Origin of the sequence: Cupriavidus gilardii (genome assembly GCF_017598945.1) — a bacterium.
Lineage (GTDB): Bacteria > Pseudomonadota > Gammaproteobacteria > Burkholderiales > Burkholderiaceae > Cupriavidus > Cupriavidus gilardii_E.
In genome coordinates, this window is sequence record NZ_JAGFTW010000038.1 from 24,297 (window position 1) to 49,969 (window position 25,673).

The 25,673-nt window shown below is 60.6% G+C and carries 16 protein-coding genes and 1 tRNA gene; 6 read left to right on the forward strand and 11 right to left on the reverse strand.

All coding sequences use genetic code 11. The features are described from left to right. Positions 1-82: 82 nt before the first annotated feature. The 4 genes from J5T34_RS13835 (at position 83) to J5T34_RS13850 (ending at position 6,111) form a co-directional block, all read left to right on the forward strand. On the forward strand, positions 83-778 hold the full coding sequence (locus tag J5T34_RS13835; protein ID WP_208580254.1) for a FadR/GntR family transcriptional regulator: 696 nt from the start codon (positions 83-85) through the stop codon (positions 776-778). 249 nt (positions 779-1,027) lie between these two features. Next, on the forward strand, positions 1,028-1,948 hold the full coding sequence (locus J5T34_RS13840; protein WP_208580255.1) for a DUF4007 family protein: 921 nt from the start codon (positions 1,028-1,030) through the stop codon (positions 1,946-1,948). Next, a complete protein-coding gene (locus J5T34_RS13845) occupies positions 1,941-5,276 on the forward strand; it encodes an ATP-binding protein (protein WP_208580256.1) in 3,336 nt (1,111 codons plus the stop codon). Before J5T34_RS13840 ends, J5T34_RS13845 begins: the two co-directional genes overlap by 8 nt. Continuing rightward, the gene (locus J5T34_RS13850; RefSeq protein WP_208580257.1) at positions 5,269-6,111 is read left to right on the forward strand and encodes a phosphoadenosine phosphosulfate reductase family protein; all 843 of its coding nucleotides are present in this window, start codon (positions 5,269-5,271) and stop codon (positions 6,109-6,111) included. Before J5T34_RS13845 ends, J5T34_RS13850 begins: the two co-directional genes overlap by 8 nt. A gap of 2 nt (positions 6,112-6,113) precedes the next feature. On the opposite strand, the gene J5T34_RS13855 is transcribed toward J5T34_RS13850, so the two are convergent. From J5T34_RS13855 to petA, 10 genes are all read right to left on the reverse strand, one after another. Continuing rightward, the gene (locus J5T34_RS13855) at positions 6,114-8,468 is read right to left on the reverse strand and encodes a DUF262 domain-containing protein (protein ID WP_208580258.1); all 2,355 of its coding nucleotides are present in this window, start codon (positions 8,466-8,468) and stop codon (positions 6,114-6,116) included. Between the two features lie 14 nt (positions 8,469-8,482). Further along, positions 8,483-13,894, reverse strand: coding sequence for an FtsK/SpoIIIE domain-containing protein (locus J5T34_RS13860; RefSeq protein WP_208580259.1), 5,412 nt, complete (start codon positions 13,892-13,894; stop codon positions 8,483-8,485). After that, complete coding sequence (locus tag J5T34_RS13865) at positions 13,888-15,441, reverse strand: hypothetical protein (protein ID WP_208580260.1); 1,554 nt, start codon at positions 15,439-15,441, stop codon at positions 13,888-13,890. Before J5T34_RS13865 ends, J5T34_RS13860 begins: the two co-directional genes overlap by 7 nt. After that, entirely contained in the window at positions 15,438-17,345 is a 1,908-nt protein-coding gene (locus J5T34_RS13870; protein WP_208580261.1) for a hypothetical protein, read from the reverse strand. Before J5T34_RS13870 ends, J5T34_RS13865 begins: the two co-directional genes overlap by 4 nt. A gap of 1,024 nt (positions 17,346-18,369) precedes the next feature. Further along, a tRNA-Thr gene (locus J5T34_RS13875) sits at positions 18,370-18,445 on the reverse strand. Between the two features lie 80 nt (positions 18,446-18,525). Beyond that, positions 18,526-19,020: a ClpXP protease specificity-enhancing factor gene (locus J5T34_RS13880; protein ID WP_208580262.1), complete on the reverse strand. Its 495-nt coding sequence runs from the start codon at positions 19,018-19,020 to the stop codon at positions 18,526-18,528. A 55-nt stretch (positions 19,021-19,075) separates the two neighbouring features. Beyond that, the gene (locus J5T34_RS13885; RefSeq protein ID WP_174107861.1) at positions 19,076-19,687 is read right to left on the reverse strand and encodes a glutathione S-transferase N-terminal domain-containing protein; all 612 of its coding nucleotides are present in this window, start codon (positions 19,685-19,687) and stop codon (positions 19,076-19,078) included. A gap of 234 nt (positions 19,688-19,921) precedes the next feature. After that, entirely contained in the window at positions 19,922-20,665 is a 744-nt protein-coding gene (locus J5T34_RS13890) for a cytochrome c1 (protein WP_174107860.1), read from the reverse strand. 26 nt (positions 20,666-20,691) lie between these two features. Further along, positions 20,692-22,095 (reverse strand): cytochrome b, encoded by a 1,404-nt coding sequence (locus J5T34_RS13895; RefSeq protein WP_174107859.1) that lies wholly within the window; start codon positions 22,093-22,095, stop codon positions 20,692-20,694. Between the two features lie 2 nt (positions 22,096-22,097). Then, positions 22,098-22,715, reverse strand: coding sequence for a ubiquinol-cytochrome c reductase iron-sulfur subunit (gene petA / locus J5T34_RS13900; protein WP_174107858.1), 618 nt, complete (start codon positions 22,713-22,715; stop codon positions 22,098-22,100). 232 nt (positions 22,716-22,947) lie between these two features. On the opposite strand from petA, the gene mscL reads away from it, so the two are divergent. Beyond that, positions 22,948-23,376: a large conductance mechanosensitive channel protein MscL gene (mscL, locus tag J5T34_RS13905; protein WP_279633771.1), complete on the forward strand. Its 429-nt coding sequence runs from the start codon at positions 22,948-22,950 to the stop codon at positions 23,374-23,376. Between the two features lie 46 nt (positions 23,377-23,422). Here the strand turns inward: mscL and J5T34_RS13910 are convergent, their stop codons facing one another. After that, positions 23,423-24,169, reverse strand: coding sequence for a Nif3-like dinuclear metal center hexameric protein (locus J5T34_RS13910; protein WP_208580313.1), 747 nt, complete (start codon positions 24,167-24,169; stop codon positions 23,423-23,425). A gap of 19 nt (positions 24,170-24,188) precedes the next feature. Between J5T34_RS13910 and J5T34_RS13915 the strand changes: the two genes are divergently transcribed. Continuing rightward, a complete protein-coding gene (locus tag J5T34_RS13915) occupies positions 24,189-25,379 on the forward strand; it encodes a Do family serine endopeptidase (protein ID WP_053822643.1) in 1,191 nt (396 codons plus the stop codon). Positions 25,380-25,673: the final 294 nt, after the last annotated feature.

Below are 25,673 nucleotides of genomic sequence, written 5' to 3' on the forward strand. Positions count from 1 at the left end.
CCTGAGCGGCGCCCCTCCGCTTCGTTGCGCGGCCAGTTCGTCCGCTGCTGCCTCGGCGCTCTTCCTCGTTCAGACATCAGGCATGTTCAACTCGACCGCAGTCGCCGCCAATGCCGCCCGGCTGATCCAGCAATGGATCAACGACGGCACCTACCCCGCAGGCTCGCTGCTGCCTTCCCAGCGCGAGCTCTCCGAGCGCCTCGGCATCAGCCGGACCTCGCTGCGGGAGGCGTTCTCCACCTTGCAGGGACTCGGTCTCATCGTGCCGCGCCCAGGCAAGGGCGTGTACGTCGCGGAAAACTCCTCGTCTTCCACCCAGCCTTGGCGCTTCGCCGATTCCCACTCGCTGACCGATATCTACCAGCTGCGCTTCGCGCTGGAGAATTTCACCGCGCGGCTCGCCGCGCTGGTGGTGGAGCCGGCCGATATCGACGCGTTGCGTGCCAATGCCGAAGCGATGCAGGCTTGTATCGAAGCCTCGGACTTCACCCAGGCCGCGCAGCTCGATTTCGATTTCCACATGCAGATCATCGGGATCTCGGGCAATCGGGCGATCGCGGAGATTCTGCGCAACAGTGCGGAAGTCGTTCAGGAAAGCCAGCGCCTGCCGTTCTACAAGCGCGGGGCGCGGCGGGCTACGTTCATTGAGCACACGGCGATTATTGATGCGCTGGCGGCTGGCGACCCTTCACTGGCGCAGCGGGCGATGGCGGACCATATCGTGCAGGCGGCGCAAAGGGCGGGGGTGCATTTTCCGACGAGTGTTGATGCTGGTTGAGGGGGTCGTATCGGATTGGAGTTTTAGCGCTAGGAAATGAAAAAGGGTCACGGCGGTATTCGCGTGACCTTTTTAAGTTGGGTGTGGCTGCAGGAACGCTGGTATACCCAGCATCCGGTCCTCGTTATCGGGCCACACGCGCAACATGTCGACCATTCTCATAGCGCACCTCGAGATACTGTGTTTATATACAGCCATCGAAAGGTCCTCCAACTGGTGAGATCCACCAGTCCGGGTTAAGATAGCAACATGAGCGCCATGCCAAAAACCAATCAGAGAATGCCGGCCCATTTCTCGGGCCACGAGACGTTTCCACTGCGTCAAATGTGGCTCAAGAAGGTTTTCGACCAAGCCACCGATGGAGAACTGATTCGTAAATCGGCCTTCGCCGATGAAAGGGCCATCGCAGAATTCGGTGTAGGCAAGAACATGGTGGCGTCAATCCGTCATTGGGCCTTGGCTTGCGGCGTAATGTTTGAGGACGGCGACAGTTATCGCATCCGCGATCTTGCCAAGGAAATCCTAAACAATGGGGGCCTCGACCCTTACGCCGAGAGTCCCTCGACCGCATGGCTCGCGCATTGGCAGCTCGCGGGCCGTTGCTTTCGCTCGACGACGTGGTATTGGCTATTTAATCATGTGACGGCACCCACGTTCACACGCCAAGAGCTCGAAGACCCATTGGCTCGCTACGCCCGTGATCTCGATCCAAAGCACCGGCTCTCAGCCGCGACGATCTCACGCGACTTGGAGACGTGCCTGCGCAGCTACGCTCCCCGTGCGGCGGGCGGCTCCCCCGAAGATTTCGCCGAGCCGCTGTTGGGCGAATTGGGCTTGCTGCAAGAAGTCCACAGAGGCCAATACGCCTTCCGCCGGGGCCCGAAGGCATCCCTACACAACGGCGTTTTCGCCTATGCCCTTGTTGACTTCTGGAGCCGTGAGGCTGAAGGTCAAAGCTCGCTGGCCTTTGAAACAGTAGCCTACGCAGAAGGGTCACCGGGCCGGGTCTTTAAGCTCGACGAGGAGTCGATCGCTCAACGACTCATCGCCCTCTCCGACTTCACTGACGGCAAGCTGGAATGGACCGACTCCGCAGGCCTCCGCCAAGTCCACCGCAAGGAACTGTCTAGTGAAGACATCAAGAACATGATCAGACGCGCCTATGACTGAAAAAAAACAACAGGCTCTCTCTGACATCATTCAAATTTCGAGCCAATACCAGCGCTCCATCCGCGTCGACGCCGACATTGGCCGCGCGGACGCGCTCTCCGGTTATATCTGCCACGCCACGGCAACAGCCGTGGTCGACGGCATGTGCAAGCAACTCGCCAACACCAATCAACGCTGCTTTACTTGGACCGGTCCCTTTGGCGGCGGCAAGAGCTCATTGGCCGTCGCTTTGGCGAGCGCGCTGCATCCCAACAAGAACCTTCGCGCAAAGGCCCGCCAAGCTCTGCGTTTGGATTCGAAGCCCGCCTTCGACAAGGCTTTCCCGGTCCAAAAAGGATGGCTGATCGTTCCGACCGTGGGACGGCGCGGCAGCGTCGTGGCCGAGCTTTACGCGGCGCTTCGTCGCGCGCAAGGCAAGACGATTGACGGGCGCAAAAAGCCAAACGCCCAAATGCTCATTGCCGATCTGCTCGAAGAGGCCAAGAGCCGCCCGCGCGACGGCGCCCTGGTCATCATCGATGAGATGGGCAAGTTCTTGGAGGCTTCCGCCCTAGGTTCTGGGGATGATGTCTACTTCTTCCAAGAACTGGCCGAAGCGGCCGCGCGCTCTGAGGGTCGTTTGGTGGTGGTGGGCGTGCTGCATCAATCATTCGCGCAGTATTCTGCTCGCTTAGGAATCGACACTCGCGACGACTGGGCCAAGGTGCAAGGTCGCTACCTTGACTTACCCTTTGTCGCCGCGAGTGACGAGGTCGTGGAGCTCATCGGCCGCGCAATCGAAGCCAAGGAACGTCCGCCTTGGATGCGCGACGCATCCAAAGCTATCGCGGAGGCGATTCGCTCACGCCGTCCCGCCGTGGGGCAGAACTTCGCCGCGGCATTGGAGGCCTGCTGGCCGCTGCACCCTGCCATGGCCGCGCTGCTTGGTCCGATCTCCAAGCGGCAGTTTGGGCAGAACGAGCGCAGCACATTCGGCTTCTTGTCGTCGGTGGAGCCGAATGGCTTCCGCTCATACTTGAATTCAACCCTCAAAAGCGAGGCGAGCTGGTATCGCCCAAGCGACTATTGGGATTACCTACGCTCGAATCTCGAGCCCGCGATCCTTGCCTCCCCTGACGGGCACCGCTGGTCGCAAGCCGTCGAAGCCGTGGAGCGGGCCGAAGCCAAGACGGGCGACGCTCTGCTGGTCTCGCTAATCAAGAACATTGCGGTCATTGATCTCTTCCGCAACGGGTCGGGCCTGGCGGCCGACGCAGCGGTCATCGGAGCTCTGTTCTACGACAAAAGCCGCGAAGAGCTGGACGAGGCGCTCAAGAAGCTCTCAGATCTCAAAGTCGCCCTCTACAAGAGCTACATCGGCGCTTGGTCGGTCTTCGAAGGCAGCGACTTTGACATCGACTCTGCCATCGAGCGGGCCCTAGCTGCCTCGCCTGGGATCGACTATGCGCGCCTTGCCCAATTCATGGGGCTGCATCCGGTGGTAGCCAAGCGGCATTATCACGAGACAGGATCTATGCGATGGATGGAGTTGACGCTGTGCGGCATCGAGCAGGCCGAGAAAACTGCAGCCGACTTCCGGCCCAAGAACGGCGAGTTCGGGACGTTCATCTTAGCCCTGCCGAGCCAAGGAATGACGGCGCGTGCCGCGCGGCTCCGGGCGCAGGCCTGCTCGAAGCTTCGCCCATGGCCTGTGATGGTGGGCATTCCGGCCAATCACGCCCGCATCGCAGAGCTCTCCGCCGAGCTCGTGGCATTGGAGCAGGTCAAGGATCGCCACGAGCTATCGGGCGATGCCGTGGCTCGCCGAGAGGTCTACGCTCGGTTAGCTGCCACCCGCGCGGATCTGGAGGATCAACTGCATGCGGCAGTGTCGCTGGCGAAGTGGCATGACGGGACCGACGAAGTCGTCGAGCCGGGCTCCAAACTCTCGCGCGTCGCCTCTGCCCTCGCCGAAGAGTTGTTCAGTGATTCGCCTCCTGTGTGGAGCGAGCTGGTCAACCGCGACAGCCTCTCAAGCAACAGTGTGAAGGCTCGCCGCGAACTGCTGCACGCTTTGGTCAACGCCGAGGGTCGACTAGCCCTTGGCTTCGAAGGCTTCCCGGCCGAGCGCGGTCTCTACGAGACACTGCTCAATAGGACGGAATTGCATCGTCAAGATGACTCCGGAGCTTGGCGATGCATGCCACCAGGCGACGGATACGCGGAGGGCTTTCGGCCGTTGTGGGAAGCGACGCGCGGTCTCTTCGCAGACACCAACGCTCGCGTCGACGTCCACGAAATCTATGCCATGTGGAGCGCGCCACCGTTCGGCATGAAGCAGGGTGTCCAGCCAGTGGTCCTCACGGCTTTCCTCCTGGCGCACAAAGCTAACATTGCCGTTTATAAAGACGGGATGTTCATGCCTCGACTCACGGATTTCGACATCGACGAGTGTCTACAAGACCCCCGTCGTTTCTCTCTGCGCTGGGTGGCCATCGACGAAGACAAGAACCGCATTCTAGATGGCATTGCAAAGCTCTTGGCGGAAATCGGCGAGAACGCCGGTGCGGCAGATCCGCTCGAAGCGGCTCGTGGCCTGGTGGCCATGGTCTTCAATCTGCCGGAGTGGGCGCGCCGTACGCAGCAAATGGGAGCGACCGCCAAAGCAATTCGCGACATGCTTTTGAAGGCTAGCGATCCGCACAAGGTCTTGTTCGTCGACATGGCCTCCCTGCTCAACGCCGCCGACGGCGACGCCTATGTGCAAGCCCTGCGCGCTCCGCTGCAGGAGCTCGCAGGCGCCTACGGAAAGATGCTCGCCGAAGTCGAAGCCAAGATGTTCAACGCGCTCGATGCGAGCCGCGAAGACCTCGACGCACTGCGCCAGCGAGCCGAATCGGTCTGCGGCGTCTCAGGTGATCTGCGTCTGGACGCGTTCGCGACGCGCCTGGCCAACTTCGATGGAAGCCGAGCCTCGCTCGAAGGCATACTCAGCCTGGCTGCGGACAAGCCACCGCGTGACTGGGTGGATCGACACATCGACGTGGCAATCTTAGAGCTAGCGAAGTTTGCCCGGCGCTTTCGCGAAACCGAGGCTTTCGTGGCGGTGCAGGGTCGCAAGGCCCGCAGCGAGGCCATCGCCGTCGTCATTGGTGCTGGCTCAGAGACCAAGATGCTCTCGCGCTCCTTCGCGATATCGGAGCGCCACCGCAAGACGGTGGAGGCCAAAGCCAACGAGGTCGCTTCAATGCTGGAAGGCCAAGGCTTAGGAACCGAAGTCTTGCTTGCAATCCTGGCAAAGGCCGGGATGAAGCTAGCGTCCATTGACAAGGAGACAGCCAATGGCTGAACGTCACGTTCTGGGAATCTCGGGCGGCAAAGACAGTGCCGCGCTGGCCGTCTACATGCGCGACCGGCACCCCGAGCTCGACATCGAATACTTCTTCACCGATACCGGCGAAGAGCTACCGGAGGTTTATGAGTTCCTCGGTAAGCTCGAGGGGAAGTTGGGAAAGCCCATCCTTCGGCTGAATCCCGGCCGCGATTTCAGCTTCTGGCTGCGCGAATACAACCACTTTTTGCCCAGCCCCAACACGCGCTGGTGCACTAAGATGCTGAAGCTTGCACCCTTCGAGAAATGGGTGAAGCCGATGTTAGCAGCAGGTGACAAGGTCACAAGCTATGTGGCCATTCGCGCTGATGAGGACTATCGCGAAGGGTACGCGGCCAAAGCCGAAAACCTATTCGTTAAGCTTCCCTTCCGCGAGGTCGGCATCGACAAGGTCGGCGTACTCGATATCTTAGAGAACTCTGGCGTTGGCTACCCGAAGTATTACGAGTGGCGGTCGCGCAGCGGCTGCACCTTTTGCTTCTTTCAGCAGAAGATCGAGTGGGTGCGCCTAAGAGAGAGGCACCCCGATGCCTATGAAGCCGCCAAGGCCTTGGAAAAGGACGCCTTGGAGCATGGCTCGCCCTTTACTTGGTCAAAGGGCGAATCCCTCAGCGACATGGAGCAGCCCGAGCGGATAGCGGAAATCGAGGCAGAATATGAAATCCGCCGAGCTCGCGTACGCAAGAGCATTCCGATCAACCCACTACGGCCTGTGAAGGCCTGCCCCGATGACATCGACGACATCTACGGGGTAGATGAAGGCAACGGCTCCTGCGCCGTCTGCCACAAATAGAGCTATCGGAGCCAGGCGTCGAGCTTGTCGAAGACGCGCTGACACAGATGCTCAGAACGTTTGGCGATGAATGCCGCGTCCCAATGGTGGCCACATTGCCCTCTAAATGCGAGCGGTGCCAAATGCGAAAGGTAGTTCGAAGCCGCTACCAAAGTCGAAAGGGCCGGAGGCACGCTACCGATACCAAGTGAGGCGGCGAGAGCGGCCCCGGTGGGGCCTGCTGCCGTCGCCCCCGGCGTGGTGAGGTTCCAGTAGTAGAAAACTTTGTCGGGCCACTCTGAATAGATCGACGAGTTCACTTGGCCCGAGAGCAGGGTCAGGTTGCCGAGCTTATCTACGACCGAGTAGTTACCCGGGTAAATCGTGGCGTCGAAGTGTGCAGGGAATTTGATCGTCGATGGCTGCTCACGAGTGGCGACGTGTTCGATCACCTCGTAACTGGTCATGTGCCAAACGCGGCAATTCAACAGATCGGCGGAGTTCGCCATCCCATTGGTGAAAAGCCCCTCGTTGCCGGTCGTGAGGTCAGGCGCCGCGTCATGGGCCGAAGCTAACAGTGCAAATCGGCAAACCGCTTTCCGAGAATACCAAGCGTTTTCTTTGGCCAGGTCGACCCAGATTTGACGCGCTGCGACCGGATTCGCCGCATCGTAGATCTTTTGATTTTCCAATGCTTGTCTAAATGCCGCTTTCACGAATCCGGCCGTCTGATTCGCAGCGCCATTGGCGAATGAGATGTTCCCAGCGGTCGACTGGAACAAGGCTCGATAATCTGAGTCGGGGAAGCGGCCCTGCTGCGCACCCATGTAGAGGGTGAAAAATGCAGCCGTTGCCTCGCACACCGCCACGAACTCCGTAGCCGCAAGCGTCTTGGCGGCCGCGTCGGACTGTGCGCGGAGCAGTTTGGAGTAGAAAACGCTCAACACGGCATGAGCAAATTGGTGCCCCGCGTCCTTCAGATAAAATACGCAGAGTGCGGCGCGATCAGCCTGTTGTGGCATCAGCCCCAAGGTCAGCAAGTGATTGCACAGCCCGAATGTGGCCGAGTTCTTTGGGGACCTCCGTGGCCTGATATGGGTCAGATAGTATTCTGCCTGATCCGCGATGGACGTTACGAAATCGATCGACTTCTGCGTCGGCACGCCAGTCGAGAGAGATTCCTCCAGTGTGTCGGTCAACCAGTCGCGCTCTTCGCTAAATCGCCGGCTTCGATCCATCCCATTGAAAACCAAGGCAGAGGACACGATGACCTTGTCGGTCAGCTCCTCTTTGTCCGACGAGTTGCTCTCGGTCTCAAACACCTTCTCGATGCGATCGACTTGCGGCTTAATCGCGGTGGAGTAGCCGACGCCCCAAGCTTTGACGATCTGCGGCTTGAACACCTCGAACGCGGTCAGCGGCGTGCCTGTTGCATTCAGCGACTGGAACATGTCTAAAGCCAACCCAAGGTCTAGACACTCGATCACTACCAAATGGCAGGAGTTCTTCAAGAACGAGCAGAGGGCCAAAAGCAACATCCCGCCGCAGTAGAGAGACTGCTCATCTGGAGGTAGCGCGTGGATGTTCGCCCAGTCAGGTGGGTAAGCCATAAAGTTGGACAGGCTTCCATCGGTTACCCCATTCGCCGACAACAACCCAATCGCAAGCGCTGCGTGCGCGGCCGTGATCTCTTCGCTAATCTTCTCTCGGAAAACCTCCAGCACTGCCCCCACGCGCTCATCAGTAGGAATCGCATCGATCGCGATGCCTGCAATGAATTTCGAGAGGAAGCTCGACGTGTTGGAGCGATAGAAATGGTTAATGTCTCCGGCGAGAGTCCATTGGTCGGAGACAGGATTCGCTGACACATCGCCGGCCCTGATGATCTTCGGCTTCAACGCGGGCTGGGCGCCGGTCTTGGTGATCTCGACAGAAAAGAAGCGGCGAATGTTCGGAAGTTCATCGGTCAACTCTGTCGCCAGCGCATCGAATTCCGTCGCGGATCCGGCCAACGCCTTGAGCTTCGGCACCATCTGATTGATCTGTTCCTCGATGGCGCAAGCGAGCATCGCGATTGAGGTGATACGCTGCTGGCCATCGACAACGTTGGCCACCTTGGTCAGTAGATTGGGGGTGTCAGAGTGGACGCCGGTCTGCACGTTCTTCTCGTCATGAAGGATGACCGTACCGAGGAAGATGCTGTTGTTGGGCTTGCTCAGCGTGCGCTTGATGCTCGAAAAGATGTCCTCGATGAGCTTCGTCGCGTTCTCTTCGTCCCAAGAGTAGTTGCGCTGGTAGTAGGGGACGTAAAAGCCGCGGCCTCCTTGGGAGAAGAAATCGTGAAGGCTAGCGGCATCGTGTTTGAATGGTTGCGCCAAAAGAGCTCCCCGAATTAATGGATAAAGTTATCGGATTGAATGGCAGCGACCGCCGCTTCGATATCCTGGTCGGAAAGAAACGGGGCTTGCGCGAAGACTAAGCCCTGCTCGCCGTTGAGCTTAGCTGCCAAGTGGCCGCGGCCGAGCAGCAGCTCGGCTCCAGGCCGGTCGAGCGCTATCTTGGAGGTCGCCTCGCTCGAGACTTTCAAGATCAGGCGATTGCCTAGGTTCTCGCGAAGCTGCATGGGCATCACGTCCTTGTCGGGACGCTGCGCCGCGAAGATCAGATGGATGCCGGCTGCGCGGGCTTTCACACCTAGGCGTTGGACCGCCGCACCCACCGCCGCCTTGTAGGCGTCGTCGAGCATCCAGTCAGCGAACTCATCATGCACCAAGAAGACCATTGGCAGCCGCTCTTCGGCCAAGACCTTGGCGTTGTAGGTCGGTAGATCGCGCGCTCTGGCCTTGGCGAAAGCCCGGTAGCGGTCCTCCATTTCCTGGACTAGGGCTTCGAGAACCTCTCCCGCCTTCTCCTTGGTGGTGACGATCTCGTCGCGCATGTGCGGCAAGTCGGCCAAGGGGGCATAGTCCACACCCATCTTAGGATCGATCAAGATGATCTGTGCCAAGTCCTTTGGATTGGTGGCGGCAATGTCTAGGAGCAAAGCCTGGATGAGCACCGACTTGCCGCTACCGGTCGCGCCCGCCACGAGCGAATGCGGCTCATGCGAAGACAGCCCGCCGAACTCTGCGCCGAGGTTCAGATACAGCAATGCTCCGTTAATCTCTTGCAGCCCTAGTAGGAAGGACGTGTTGATGCCGGCGATGTTGCGATTGAGCTCCCGGCGGGACCAGAGCTCCCACAGCGAGACCGCCTGCCGCTTGGCCCCGGCGACCGTCACCACGATCTCGCCTGGCTTCGGCTGAACCGTCACAAGGTTGATCGCGTGCGTGGTCAGGAGCTGAGTGCGCTTGTTCTCGATGTCTTCGACACGCAGCCTATCGGATCCGGCCAAGCGCACCAAGCAGCCATTGGGCGTCAGTCGGGTTCCCAGGATTGCCGCCTGCAAGCCGTAGCTGTTGAGCGCGGCTTTGAGCTTCTTAGTTACGTCCTGAGCCCAGTTCTCGCGGTCGGCGTCTGCCTGGGAGCCGCCAGCGAACTTAGCGGCAACCAATTCAGAGAGCGTCTCGCCGAATTTAGCTGTCGCAGCCGGTTCGGGGCTCGGGACTGAAGGGGTCGCCGTATTATCGGCCTGGGCGCGGCTAGGCACAGGAGCCTCAAAATGGGGGAGCAGGGCACTGGGTTGAATCAGCGCGTCCGTATTAGCCTCCTCTGCAATGCCGTCTGCACCGACCTCATCAGCTCCGTGTGCGAGCTGCCTCATGGCCGCGAGCCATGGCACGCGCGGCGCTGGCTTCTTAAAGCTGTGCCTTTCCCATGGTTGATGAGCGCCCAGTCCCGAGCGCACCGCGATGCTGCCCGCACCCTTGGCGTAGGCCTCGATGAGCTTCCGCAGATCGGGCCGATCGAAGACTTCCTGCCAGGCGTGGATGCCGTCGGCGTCCTCCAGTAGCTCCTGGTCGGACGCAGAGATCGACCCTGCGTCGGCGGTGTGGACGTAGACCTGCGAATAGCCACGGAGGGAAATCTCGACGTCGCCCTCGCGAAGTTTCGCCCGAGCCCGCTCCATGAGGCCGGTCATACCAGGAGGAATATCCGCGTCGATCAGCATGTCCGCCAGGCGAGCGAGCCACACATCGCGATCAAGCCGCCCCGGATCGCCAAAGAGCGCCTCGCGAAACATCCCCAACGTTGCCAGGAGCTGGTCCTTGGAGTCGCGGCGGGCTTTGGCTAGGCTATCAGCACCAACGTATTTCGATTCGACGATCGAGATGACGACGCGAACGCCCTCTTCCCGCTCCTCGACATTGAGCGCAAGGATGTCGGCGATGCGGCTCTCCGGCTGAGAGAGCCAACTCGCGTAATCGTCGAGAAGGAAATAGGCAGTCAAGATCGGCCCCCCGCCCGCGGAGGCCTTGAATTCCTCTGCGAGCAAATGGCGGCTAAGCACCAAGCCAATCATTTCTCCGGCGGAGACACCGCGTTTAGCAGCACGCAGCACGATGTCGCCAGAGATGGAAAGCGCTTCCCGTTTGGCCTTCTCCGCCACGATCTGGATCTCTTCGGCGCTCAGCTGAAGATTCAGCTCTTGTAATCGCCGGCGCACCAGCACGCCTAGCAGCCGGAGCTCGGATGTCGAACTTACGATCATGTTGCGGCCGTTGGTCGATCCTCGGCGATAGCGAACAACGGTGATGTCGTTGTGCTGCAGTTGCCGCTTGTCCAGCAGCTCGTCGTAAGTGGCGACCCATTCGGCAAGCTGATGGGCATCCTTGATCATCTCAGCCAGAGCCGCGCTTTGCAGCGAGATACGCCGTGCCGGCAGGAATCGTGCGTCTGGCAGCGCGTCGGTCTGCCGGCAAACGGCGGACACCGCGGACACATACGCCCAGCCGGACGCCGTCTGCCATGGACAGGCCAGGAACGTGGTCGATTTCAGCTCGTTCTCGCCCGAAACGCTGCGATAGGACCAACGCGAGGGAGCGTGCTCCAGGTTGGGCCGATCGTTAGTCCAGGGAACCGGCAGCCATTCCAATTGAGCCGCGCGCGCGACCACATCATGCAGAAAGGCTACATCGAAGGCTTTGAAACCCTGCACGTTCTCGCTCGGCGTGGCCGAGATAGGCGTCACCGCGATGCGTAGCTTCGAGATAAAGTTGTCGCTGGTTTCGCTGACCACAGGAAGGTCCGGATCGTCGCCCGCCTTGTTGACCAGTTCACCATAAACACTACGAAGCTTCGCCGGGTCGGAGTGACGCACCGACACGCTGCATTGGAACTTGCCATCCTCTTGGATCGACGAAAGCTCCCGCACCGTCGCGAGCGGCAGGTCGGCTGCGTCGGCATTGTAGAGCACGACGCTGAGGTTGGAGGCCTCGTGGGGCTGCAATCCGACGTAGCGCTCCAAAAGCTCCCGCGCTTGCTTCGCCGCGGCGGCCGGATCGACATCGGTCATAGTGTCCCGGGCGCTGCGCGTGGGAGACTCCAAGAGGCTGTAGCCGTTGACGGTGCTGCTCTCTGAGACCAGAGCCGGCGCACCCGCTATGTTAAGGACCGCGATCTCCGGGTAGAACGGGTGAGCAATCTCGTCGGAGAGCTCGCGCATGAAGATTTCTCGATCCCCGTAGAGGATACGTCCGCTGGATAGCAAGTGGGTAGCAAATCCCGCCACGCGCCGCGATTTCACCGCTAGCGCCTTCATCCGCTCAGGATGCCAAGGTGGGATGATCAGCGCCGGGTTGTCGCCGGCCACGCGGACCGTGCCCACCGTAAGGATTTCAGAGACCAGACGCGAGCGGCAGACGTCGCCACGAGCGTGGGCCATCAAGACGTTCATCAGCGCGCCAAAGGACTCGGCCTGCCGTATGACGGCCTCGCCGTGAAGGCCCGTCGAAACGAAGTCCTCCATCGCCTTTATGTAGTCCTGCTCGAACTTGTCCCAGGCGTCTTTGATCTCGTCGCGCTGGTGCGCTGTTAGCCGGCCTTCGTCGGCGAGATCCTTAATGCGACTCTTAATATCGTGGCGCAGGCTGCGCAATCTATTTGCCGCTGGCACCAGGGATCCCGCGTCAGTCGAGTAAGTAGCCTCCAACGTGCCGGTGTCGAGCAGGGAGACGTTCTGCACGCCCCCCTTCTTACTCACTAGGCGTCGGGGGACCTCCGTGCAGCCGACCGCGCCCTTCTCCAAGAGCCGGCGCATGTCCGCCACCATTGACAGTCCAATGGACGTGGGCTTATAGCTCCACAGAAGCTGGGTTTTGGCTAGGATCGTCTCCTTGCCCGCGCCGACTTGCACCAAGGCCACATCGAACTTAATCTGCAGAGCCACACGCGAGAGCGAGGAGTTGGGCCGGATCTTGTTCTTCTTGTCGTTGCGAAGCTCCTTCTCCTTGGCGAAGAAGGCCTCATAGTCGAAGAGCGGATCGGGCAGGTTCGCATTGCCGAGGCGCTCGACTTTCCAGTCCGCCTTGGCGCCCATCAGCTCTTTCAAGCCGCGATACATTGCGGAGAAATAGCTCCCCGCGTCGTAATTGAAGCGCTCGCGCCACTCTTTGCGGCCCTTGGAGACGGTAAAGCGTAGGATCCGTTCCCCCTCGAGATCGCGAAGGCCCGCGTGCAGGCTATTCACTACGCGGGCGAAACCGTCGAAGAAGTCGTTGCACTCGATGGGTTTGCCATACAAGGCCTTTTCCCAACGGGCGCTGAGCTTCGCATTTTGCTCAAGCGACCGGCGATGCTTGACGAAGAACGCTTCGTCCTCCTCATTGAAGTCGGAACGGCGCTCCCGCGACTTCAAGTCCTCCAACAGTTTGCGATCCTCAGCAGTGAGCGGGTTCTCGTGGTCGCAGTCATGGTCGAAGAAGCGGATAGTCGAGTCAGCTAGGCCGAGCTGCTTTTCCTTGGGCTTGTCGAATGCGAGGTAAACGCCGTCGCCTTCCCACTCGAACTGCGCTAACGCTGAAGCCGCCTCTTGATCGCCCGCCGGAGCGGCGGCGAAGGCCTCCAAGGCAAGCCGCGCACCTTCCGCGATGTCAGCCGCATTGTCCTCTATGCGCTGGGAGAGCTCGTCCTGATCAATCGTTTGCCCGTTCTGTCGGAGCTTTTTGAGCAGAGGGGCACGCTGAGCGAAGAGCTTGGCGAAAGCCTTCAGCCAGGGCGTGCGCGTCGTCGCGAACGTCTTGGCGTTGGAGAAAAAGGAACTGTCGCGAGGCAATCCCGCGCGCGGCAAGGCAAAGCCCACCGCGTCGCGAATGGGGAGTCCGCGAATCGCCATAGCTTCGACGATGTCGGAGCAAAACTCGCCGAGCTGGACGAGAGACAGTTCCGACGATGCCAGCAGCCCCCCCAGAGCCGCGTGAAACACAGCTCGGTCGTCCGGCACGGGCGAGAGTCCCCCGGCATGCAGCGCGGCCTCAACCCACGGCTCGGGATCGGCACGCATCTCCTTGGCTCCGATGGCCATGACATGCCCCAGCGTGTCTGCCAGGTTGTGTTCGTTGCCATTGGCCGTCAGGATTGCCGCTTTGGCGGTCACCGCATTGTTGCGGACGTAGCCGGCGTTGTGTGGGATCAGAATTTCCGGCGGAAGACCTTGACCCGAGACCAACGCCTCCGGAATCATCAGATCCACCCGAGCAAGCACGTCCGGACTAGCCAGGATAGCCCGTGCGACGGCCGCGATCTGATTGGCCGAGAGCTTGTCCAGTCGGAAGAGCGCCGCGGAGTCGCCTGCCTGGTCGGGATTGGAAATGCGCTTGGCGAGAAGATCGGCGCCGACGCGCCCGATGATGCGATCGGTCAGCATGCCATCTCTGCCTTAAACGCGAACGGGTTTTCAACAAACGAGCAGGAATCAGAGAGTCTTCGGACAAGCCCCAGCCCAACGAGCCGGGCTTCAAGGTTGTCCCGGTTCTCGCTGAGCTCCTCTTGGTCGACGAGCTTCGCGTCGACCAGGCGCGCGCCTTCGGCATCGCCAATCACAAGACCATAGCGCTTCTTGGCCGCTGCCAAGAACTCGTCGAACTGCATGCGGTCCTCGACGATCGCCACAACGAGGGATTTCAGCAGCCGGTCGTTGGGCGCGTAGCGAGTGCGCCGGGAGAGCCTACGGGAGCTAAGGCCGATCGCGCGCGACCAAGATGCATGAATCTTTCCGACGTGCTGCTCGTGGCGAGCGAGGGCGAGATCGATCAGATCACCGACCAGGGCATCCGGACTCTTGCCCGTGTAGTCTTCGTCATCACCGCCGTCTATCGACGGCCACTGGAAGCGCTCGCGCATGAGCTTGATGCGCTCGGCGTCCGGGAACTCCATAGAGGTAGCCTCGACCCAGCCCCTGTCCTTCCGAATTGATTCGACGTGAGCGCGCACTGCCTTGGCGGGAAGACCTTGGTTGAACTGGTAGCTATCGCCTGAGAGCGAACGGACCTTCGTGCGATCCTTCGAGACAATCTCGCAAACTATCTCGACGGGTTCGTCGTCTCCCGATACCCGCTTGGCGCGCTCGAGGAAGTAGAGCAGCAGGTTTAACCCGGAGATGGTGATCAAATGCTCCAAGGCGTCATAGATAGGCATGTCCTTGGCCAGTATCGATAGCCAGTCTTCGCAGATTTGATCGAAGCGCTCGTTGGCAATCTCAGGTAGGTAGCCAGATAGACGCGAATCGTCCGTCCGCTGCGGCGCGCCTTGCAGAGCTCTGGCCAGCCTATTCATAGGAGCTTCGCGATCGAACAGACGTTCGGCCAAGATATCCCCGAGCTCTGCGCCGCGCTTAGCCCGCGTGAGCATCATGTAGAGCAGCTCGCCGGTGCGCGCGAAAAAACGCCGGTCGTTGCTCATCTTTCCACGCGCGTCAATCTCCAAGTCCTCATAGAGGGCGTCCGGGCCGAAGGGGAAAACGAACTTGGAGCTCCAACGCTTGTTGCTGCGTGACTCAAACGAAGAGGAACGTAGCAACTCAATGGCCTTGGCGAAGTCATCGAAGCTGGAGAACGAGCGACGCAAGTAGCCCATGTCATCATCGCCGTTGCCCGTCTTACCTTGATCGAACTTCTCGAACCACTGGCGCCACTTCTCATTGTCAGCGAGCGCACTTTCCGCAATGGCTTCGACGTAGGGGTTATTGAAGAGCAAACCGCGTAGGCGAATTTGCCGCTGCGGTTGGAATTTGAAGGCACCGCCCAAGCCCTCGTGCGGGCGTAACGGCTTTTCCAGGTTGGAACCCAGCGCGCCGAGAAACTCCAGCACTGTCAAATGCGGAAGTTGCTCGTCATAGAGGCGGTGCCCCCAGATGTTTTCGTCGACGCAGAAGTCCACGCTCTTGATCTCAGGACGCTTGTAGACCGCGCTCATGCCAACGCCCTCACGATCACGGGATGAGAGGCGCCGCGGCCCATGGCGTCGATGTCGATGAAGTTCAAGGTCACCGCGGCGGCCTCGCCAAAGGTCTCATCGTCGTCGCCAGCAACCTTCATCTTGCGGACGCTTTCTGCCTTGCGCAGCAGCTTGGCTTTGAACGCCATCAAATCTTCAAGGCACTCGTTGGAGAAGCTCGCGGGCAGAGCCCCATCGGCCACACGCGAAAGAAATTCATGGCGGATCGGCGTGAGTTCGAAGGACACCGAGTTGCCAGGGCTAGGGGAGAGGGAGACGTCGAGCTGCGGGCGCCCCGTAACTTCGTCGAGTCTGATGGCCATGCCTACACCGCCCTGCCTGCGAGACGGCGTATCATGCTCGCAAATTACGCTCACCCGGCTCCGGGTGAAGCCGCCGGAGCTAGCGATGAAGATGCGATCGACGTTCTCCAGTAGTAGGCCTGTCAGCACCCGATTAAGCCCTTTGGCGATGCGCCCACGAACGGTCTCGCTCACGGGCTGCTTGTCTTTGAGCGATTCAATCATTTCTAGGTAATCACCCGCAAAACGGAAGGCCGTCATCGACCAGCGAGGGTAACTTGCCTCAGCATCGGGCAGCGTAAAGTAGAGACGACGACGCTGGGCCTCGAGCATCTCCAAAAACTCTGAATAGCCGCCCTCCGAGCGAGCCTCCTCGTGGCCCTCCAGATAGGCATTCTGAGCTGCTCGGAAGTCCGTCGTGGCGCCGTAGATTGCATCGCTGGCAACCAAGCGCTCAAAGTCGGGCTGCAGTCGGGTGTCGTCCTTCCCGTAGACCAACAGGCCATCGGCGGAGTTGGTCGTCTCTTCGCCCACGCCGAAGCTCGCCATGGCCTTGAACACAGGGCGATCAGAAGCCCTGCGCTTGGGCAAGTTAGCGCCGAAGGCGTTGGCGTAGATGCTAGCTTTGCCAATGTGGCCAGCCTCCTGAATTCTTGGCACGTCGGCACAAGTCATGAGGTTCTCCTTGGCCTCCTTGGCATCGGAGTAGCCGAGGATCATGTTCGAGCACAATGCCAGCAGGTCGCGAACGGGGAGATGCAGTCCATTGAGGCGGGCGATCTCAACCAAATCGCCCAACCGACGCGCAAGCTGGCGCCCATCGGAATCGCCGAGCAAGCGGCGGCGATTCTCATCGATCGGACAGACTTTGCCGCCCGCGTTTAGCGAGCAGCGCGTACAGTTATCCCATTCCTGGTGGCCTGCCACAGCCTTGGTGATTTCATCGAGCGTCTTGCGACTAGTCGTGCGACTGAGGTCGAAAACGGCCAAGCGATCAGGCGGGGGACCGGCTTGCAGGAAGGTTTCCTGGAGCGGCTTTCGAAGCGGGTGAAAGCGCCCTTGGCGTTTTCCAAGATCGCGCAGGCGGTCGAGGAGCTGACCGTGGTTAGCCGCCAGGATCACGACCTCCGAGTCATCACCTCCAAGGACCGACTTCTCTAGGCGTTGAAGCGGCAGGTCGCTCTCCTCACCGTTGAATTCCGAGAGGTCCTTAATGAAAACTGCCATACGGCCATCTGCAAGGAGGTGCTCTTTCAAGTTGCCCTTTGCAGCCCAATGCTTGGGATCGCCGCCGATGCGAGTCCACAGCGCGCGGCAATGGTAGGTTTTTCCATCACCCGCCGTGCCAACGATCAGCAGCGAGCCCGGCACCTTGGACTCGATGTGCTGAACCATGGCTTCTAGCAGCGGCGTGGACAGACTTATTGGCTGTACTTTCGCCCGCCCTAGCGCGCTGGAGACATACTCGTCGAACATCGTGAGGTTATTCGGCGTTGGGCCATAACTCCGCAAAAAACGAACCCATGCACTGGCCGGCAGAGCTTCGCTATTTCTTTCGCCTTGCAGCAGCGTGTTTTTCATGTTGTTTTCCCGTTCGAGCATCAATCCCCATGCCGATGGACCTTACCCCGTCGCACAAAATTCTATTTGGGTGTGGTGCTAACGGCTGACATTGTATGCCGAGCCGATCCGGCATTTCGTTTTGCTTTTTTGTTACCAGTGGAAGTAGCGAGTCTTCGACGTGGGAAAGGAACCGAACCACCTTGCACGAATGAAGATCACTTTTCTATCAATGACTTATATTAGACGGAGCCCCTATGTAGCAAGCCAGAATAAAAGGGGGCTTGACTAGCTCTCCTTGCTATGGCCTTAGGCCGTCAACTCAACGGGCGCTTTGCCAAGGCCTCCTGTTCCACGGCATTACATGTCAGTCGCCTTAACAGCTCAGTTAGCAGCTCACAGTGGAGGGTGCGACGGGCGACGCTGATCACATATCTCGAGTGGCCACAATCCTAGAGCGGGACTGCGCTGATTCAAAATACTTCCGAACACATATTACGACATGGAAAGCGTTGGTATGGCACCACTCCTGACTGCCATTTGTTTCCATGGAGCCATCGTGATGTCCGACAACCCTGGCATTCACGCCGATTGGCGCATTCAGGGCCCCTTGTGTAGCGGCAACCGTAACGCTGCCCGCAACAGCAAGCAGCATGATGACAGGCTGTCCATATTGTCAGTCGTCGCAAGCTGTGAGAATTTCACAGAGCGGTAGTGCTAGTGCCTACGGGATGAACGCGAACGGCTCCTGGACTGACTAGCTGCAGGCAACGCTAATGCATCCGTCCGACGCGCTGGCGTCGGCGAGGGGGCGACCGTACCAACTATGGTCGTTGCTCAATGCATATTCGCTGGGCGGTCCTGCGCGAATCTATACCTAGATGAGCGACGCACTCGGTACCAGGCTGAAGAAAGTCCTTAGGTTCTGCCCTCATACGCCTCCGATTCAGGCGCGCACCGTTGAGAACATCGGAATAAAAAAACCCGTGAAGCCTTATGCGATCACGGGTTTCAAGATCTCCAAGGATGCCCTTGGATAGGTGTCTGGTGCCGGCTGCAGGACTCGAACCCGCCACCTGATGATTACAAATCAACTGCTCTACCTGATGAGCTAAGCCGGCTTTGATGCAGACCGCGATTCTACTGCATGCGGCCTGCCTTGGCGATGGTTGACCGGTCAGAACTGGCCGGCCAGAGGAGCTTACTTGACGACCTTCAACGAAGGCTTGCGGGTACCGATGCGCGGCACCGGCGGCGGATTCGGATCGTCGTCGTCCGACGCGTCGGCGCTGTCGGCTTGCGCGGCACCGTCGCTTTCGACCGGCGCCAGTTTCGGCGGCGGATTCAGTTCCCGTTCGGTCGCGCCCTGCGTTTCAGGCACGCTGCGCTCGACCGGGAATGCCATGCCCTGCCCGTTCTCGCGCGCGTAAATGGCGAGCACGTTATCGACCGGAACGTCCAGCTTGCGGGATACGCCGCCGAAGCGGGCGCTGAAGCTGATCCACTCGTTGCCCATTTCCAGACCGCTGGTCGCGTCGAAGCTGACGTTCAGCACGATCTCGTTGTTCTTGACGAATTCGCGCGGCACGTTGGTGTTCGCGTCGACGAACACGGCGATATACGGAGTGAAGCCGTTGTCCGTGCACCATTCGTAAATGGCGCGGATCAGGTAGGGCTTGGTCGAGGTTTCAGGCATAAGACTTCCAGTGGCGTCGCGCCGGTGGCCCGAGCGGGCTCGGGCCGGGGCCGGCTTAGCGGCGCATCACCTTTTCCGACGGGGTCAGCGCTTCGATATAGGCGGGGCGGCTGAAGATCCGTTCCGCGTACTTCAGCAGCGGGGCGGCGTTCTTCGACAGCTCGATACCGTAATGGTCCAGACGCCACAGCAGCGGCGCGATGGCAACGTCCAGCATCGAGAATTCTTCGCCGAGCATGTACTTGTTCTTGACGAAGATCGGCGCCAGTTGCGTCAGGCGGTCGCGGATCGCGGCGCGGGCGCGCTCGTGGCTCTTTTCGGCGGTCTTGCCCTTCTCGTTCTCGAGCACGTAGACGTGGGTGAACAGTTCCTTTTCGAAGTTGAACAGGAACAGGCGGGCGCGGGCGCGCTGGACCGGGTCGGCCGGCATCAGCTGCGGGTGCGGGAAGCGCTCGTCGATGTACTCGTTAATGATGTTGGATTCGTACAGGATCAGGTCGCGCTCGACCAGGATGGGCACCTGGCCGTAGGGATTCATCACCGAGATGTCTTCCGGCTTGTTGAACAGGTCGACGTCGCGGATTTCGAAGTCCATGCCCTTTTCGAACAGGACCAGGCGGCAACGCTGAGAGAACGGGCAGGTGGTGCCCGAATACAACACCATCATGGTTGGGATTCCTTGGAGGCGGCGCTAGGCCGAAGTTGGGTCAAACATTCTGTCAGAACCCACCATCGGAAAGCAAATTCGTTACAAATAGCGTAACGGAATGTCGGATCGGTGGCTTGGTAGGCGGCGCATGGGGCGCGCCTGTCCCGATCCGTTCATCCCGTCACAAAGGAAAAAGGGCCAGGCGGTGTCGCATAGGCAACTCCGCACTAGCCCTCGGGCGGTCTACCGGGATTACTTGACGTCTTTCCAGTAGGCGGCGTTCAGGCGCCAGGCGAACACGGTGAATACGCCGAGGAACAGCAGGACCCACACGCCCAGACGGCGGCGGTGGTTCTGCGCCGGCTCGGCCATCCAGTCCAGGTAGGCGACCAGGTCGGCGACGGCGGTATCGTACTGCAGCGGCGTCATGCTGCCGGGCGTCAGTTGTTCGAAACCGACGAACTTGTGCACTTTTTCGCCATGCTCTTCGACGTCGGCGAACTTCGCCGCGCGCTGGCCTTGCAGTTCCCACAGCACGTGCGGCATGCCGACGCTCGGGAAGACCAGGTTGTTCCAGCCGGTCGCGCGGGTATCGTCGCGATAGAAGGTGCGCAGATACGTATACAGCCACGCATCGCCGCGGGCGCGCGCGATCACCGACAGATCCGGCGGCGCCGCGCCGAACCACGCCTTGGCGTCCTTCGGCTGCATCGCGATGGTCATCGTTTCGCCGACCTTGTCCGCGGTGAACATCAGGTTCTCGCGGATCTGGTCTTCGGTCAGGCCGATGTCGCGCAGGCGGTTGTAGCGCATCATCGACGCGCCGTGGCAGTTCAGGCAGTAGTTGACGAACAGCTTGGCGCCACGCTGCAGCGAGAACAGGTCGCTGGTGTTGACCGGCGCCGGCTCCAGCGGATAGCCCCCTTCGGCGGCGATGGCGGGCGCACCGGCAAAGCACGCGCCGGCCAGCGCGAGAATGGAAAGCAGCTTTTTCATCGTTTTTCCTTGTCCTTGGGCCTGGCTTAGTGGTGCTTGAACGTCACGCGGTCGGGCACCGGCTGGAAGGTGCCGACGCGGCTCCACAGCGGCATGGTCAGGAAGAAGGCGAAGTACAGCAGCGTACCGAGCTGCGACACCTTCTCGCCGACCGGCGACGGCGGCTGCACGCCGAGGTAGCCCAGGATCAGGAAGAACACGACGAACACCATCAGGATCGTCTTGTGGAAGGCCGGGCGGTAGCGGATCGACTTGACCGGCGAATGGTCGAGCCAGGGCAGGAAGAACAGGATGATCACCGAACCGCCCATGATCACCACGCCCCAGAACTTGGCGTCGATGAAGTAGAAGCCCAGCGCCAGCACGACGGCGATTGCCACCGCGATGCCCTTGACCTTCAGGCTCTTGCTGCGCAGGAACAGGATGCCGAGCAGAACCGCGAAGAAGATCCACAGGATCGGCAGGAAGTTGGCCGTGGTGGCACGCAGCATCGAATAGAACGGCGTGAAGTACCAGACCGGCGCGATGTGCGGTGGGGTCTTCAGCGGGTCGGCCGGGAAGAAGTTGTTGTGTTCCAGGAAGTAGCCGCCCATCTCGGGGAAGAAGAAGATCACCGCCGAGAAGAGAATCAGGAACACGCCGACGCCCATCAGGTCGTGCGCGGAGTAGTACGGATGGAACGGGATGCCGTCGAGCGGCACGCCGTTCTCGTCCTTCTTCTCCTTGATTTCGACGCCGTCCGGGTTGTTCGAGCCGACTTCGTGCAGCGCGATGATGTGGGCGACCACCAGGCCCAGCAGCACCAGCGGCACGGCGATCACGTGGAACGAGAAGAAGCGGTTCAGCGTCGCGTCGCTGACCACATAGTCACCGCGGATGAACAGCGACAGGTCCTGGCCGATCACCGGAATCGCCGAGAACAGGTTGACGATCACCTGCGCGCCCCAGTACGACATCTGGCCCCACGGCAGCAGATAGCCCATGAAGGCCTCGGCCATCAGCGTCAGGAAGATCAGGCAGCCGAAGATCCAGACCAGCTCGCGCGGCTTGCGGTACGAACCGTACAGCAGCGCGCGGAACATGTGCAGGTAGACCACCACGAAGAACGCCGAGGCGCCGGTCGAGTGCATGTAGCGGATCAACCAGCCCCAGGGCACCTCTCGCATGATGAACTCGACGCTGGCGTAGGCCACCGGGATGCCGGCGGCGTTCAGCGTGCCGTCCGGCTTGTAGTTCATCACCAGGAAGATGCCGGTGACGATCTGGATCACCAGCACCAGCAGCGCCAGCGAGCCGAAGAAGTACCAGAAGTTGAAGTTCTTCGGCGCGTAGTACTTGGACAGATGGTCTTCCCACAGCTGCGTCGCCGGGAAGCGCGCGTCGATCCAGCCCAGCAGGCCGGTCGTCTTGACTTGCTTTTCCGCCGCCATGATCAAGCCTCTCCTTTTTCGTCTTTGCCGATCACGATCGTGGTGTCGGTGAGGAACTGGTATGGGGGAACGTCAAGGTTCTGCGGTGCCGGCTTGTTCTTGAACACGCGGCCTGCCAGGTCGAAGGTCGAGCCGTGGCACGGGCAAAGGAAACCGGGGTCGGAACCGAGGGTGGGATTGGCGCCAGCCGCGAACGGGCCGGACGGGGAGCAACCGAGATGCGAGCAGATACCGACGACGACCAGGATATCCTTGTGCTCGGGCCGGGAACGGGTTTCGTTCTTGCAGTACTCGGGGGTTTCCATCGTGAACGGAATGTCCGAGTTCGGGTCGGCCACTTCGGCGTCGGTCTTTTTCAGCGACGCCAGCATCTCGTCCGTACGACGCAGAATCCAGACGGGCTTGCCGCGCCATTCGACCGTCATCATTTCGCCGGGCTTGAGCCCGCTGATGTCGGCCTCGACCGGCGCGCCTGCCGCCTTGGCCTTTTCCGACGGTGCAAAGGTACTGACAAACGGCACCGCAACCGCCACTCCTCCGATGCCGCCAGCCACAGACGTCGCGATCAACCAGTTGCGACGCCCCTTATCCACGCTCTTCACGCTTTGCTGGTCATTCATTCCAAACCCCAGGGGAAGTCAATTTAGATTTTGCGTCAACCGTAAATTGTACCTTAGGCACATTGGGCAGTGAAAGCGCGGTAACCCGGGGGTGTTCGTTGATCGCGCGACCGTGTAGGGAGCCGACATCCGTCTGCCGCAAAGCCGCGTCAGGCTTGCGTTTGCGGCATCGTTGCGGCAGTCTTGCGCTGCGGTGCGTGGTGAAAAATGAACAACAGCAAGGAGTTAAGCCATGAGCATGATGTCGGAATTCAAGACCTTCGCGATGCGCGGGAACGTGGTCGACCTCGCGGTCGGCGTGATTATCGGCGCAGCTTTCGGAAAAATCGTGGATTCCGTGGTCAATGACCTGATCATGCCCCTGGTGGGCCGGATCATCGGCAAACTCGACTTTTCGAATCTGTTTCTGGTGTTGTCCGATCCGCCGGCGGGAACGCCAATGACGCTCGACGCCTTGAAAAAGGCCGGTGTGCCAGTATTCGCCTACGGCAATTTCCTGACCATCCTGGTCAACTTCCTGATCCTGGCTTTCATCATTTTCATGATGGTGCGAGCCATCAACCGGCTGCGCGCCGCGGAACCGCCCGCACCGGCGCCCGAGGATCCGGAAGATATCAAGCTGCTGCGCGAGATCCGCGACAACCTGAAGAGCCGGGCCTGAGTTTGCCCCAGCGGGCGTCGCGGTCGGCGCCCGCGAAAAACCCCGGTTATACCGGATTGGGAATATCGATGAAGGTATGGCGCAGCCCGAATTGCTGTGCCAGATGGGTGCCGAGCGCGCGAATGCCATAGCGCTCGGTCGCATGGTGGCCGGCAGCGATATACCCGACGCCGCTCTCGCGCGCCAGGTGCGTGGTCTGCTCGGAGACCTCGCCGCTCAGATAGACATCGACTCCCGCTTCGATCGCTGCGCCGAAATAGCCCTGCGCGCCGCCGGTACACCAGCCCACCGTGCGTACGGGCTGATCCGGGTCACCGATCGCCAACGGGTCGCGGCCGAGCACGCCGGCCACGTGGTCGGCCAGCATGCGCAGCGTCATCGACTGCGGCAGCGTGCCGGTCCAGCCCAGTTGATCGTCGCCAAAGCGCCCCGTCGGATTCAGACCGAGCTCTCGTCCCAATTGCGCGTTGTTGCCCAGCTCGGGATGGCCGTCCAGCGGCAGGTGATAGGCCAGCAGATTGGTGTCCGATACCAGCAGACGCCGCAGCCGCCCATGCTTCTGGCCGATGACGCGCGCATCTTCGCCGCGCCAGAAATACCCGTGATGGACAAGGATCGCATCGGCACCGGCCTCGATCGCCGCGTCGAGCAGCGCAACGCTGGCCGTGACGCCCGTCACGATGTGGGTGATTTCGGGTCGACCTTGCACTTGCAGACCATTCGGGCAATAGTCCTTGAAGCGGGGGACTTCCAATAGGTCGTTCAAGTACAATTCAAGCTCTTTTGTTTTCATTTTCAGCCCAAACTCCAATATGTTGCGCCGCTTCTGGCTGTTCTTTGCCCAGGCCGTCACAGTTGTGCTGGCCATCTGGTTTGTCGTGGCGACATTGAAACCGGAATGGCTGCAACGCGGGCGCGTCGCGGTCCAATCCGGTTCGCCGATCGTCGCGCTCAAGGAAGTGGTGCCGAATGTCACCGGACCCTCCGCGGAACGCTCCTATAGCGAGGCGGCGCAGCTGGCGATGCCGGCGGTGGTCAACATCTTCACCAGCAAGAACGGCGCGCGCCGCGGCAATCCGCAGGCCGACGATCCGTGGTTCCGCTTCTTCTTCGGCGACCGGCTGCCCGAGCGGCAGGAACCGGTGTCGAGCCTCGGCTCGGGCGTGATCGTCAGCGCCGAGGGCTACATTCTAACCAACCACCATGTGGTGGACGGCGCCGACGAGATCGAGGTCGCGCTGACCGACGGCCGCAAGGCCAACGCCAAGGTGGTCGGCTCGGACCCGGAAACCGACCTCGCGGTGCTGAAGATCACGCTGAAGGACCTGCCGGCGATCACGCTGGGACGGCTCGAGAACGTCAAGGTCGGCGATGTGGTGCTGGCAATCGGCAATCCGTTCGGCGTCGGCCAGACCGTGACGATGGGCATCGTGTCGGCACTGGGCCGCAGCCATCTGGGCATCAACACGTTCGAGAACTTCATCCAGACCGACGCCGCGATCAACCCCGGCAACTCCGGCGGTGCGCTGGTCGATGCGCAAGGCAATCTGCTGGGCATCAACACGGCGATCTACTCGCGTTCGGGCGGCTCGCTGGGAATCGGCTTCGCGATTCCGGTGTCCACAGCGAAGCAGGTGATGGAGTCGATCATCTCGACCGGCTCGGTGACGCGCGGCTGGATCGGCGTCGAACCGCAGGACATGACGCCCGAGATCGCTGAATCGTTCGGGCTCGAAGCCAAGGAAGGCGCGTTGATCGCCGCGATCGTCCAGGGCGGTCCCGCCGACAAGGCAGGCGTGCGGCCGGGCGATGTGCTGGTGGCCGTGCAGGATCAACCGATCACGGATACCACGGCGCTGCTCAATGCGATCGCGCAGCTCAAGCCCGGTACGGAAGTCAAGATGAAGGTGGTACGTCGTGGCAAGCCGACCGAGGTGACGGTGATGATCGGCAAGCGGCCGCCTCCGCCGCGGCGTGTGTTGCCTTACGACGAGGAAGATTGACGGCCGTCCAACCGCGCATCGCCGCGGTCTGCTGCGACGGGCGATCAAGCAAAAAAAGCCCCTTGGTACGTTGCCAAGGGGCTTTTTCTTTTCGGGCCTCTATCCGACAGTCACGCCATTTGTTGGCGTGCGCGATTGCGCCGACCACCATGACAAACCGCAACCGCGGGATGCCCTGGCTTGGACAATAGCGGCGGCATCCGTGCGCCGAACAGCCGTCCGTACTACCGTCGGTACAGTCGCCATCCGCTCGGACTGTTGCAAGGCGTCTCTCTATGCCGTGCCCCACCACTC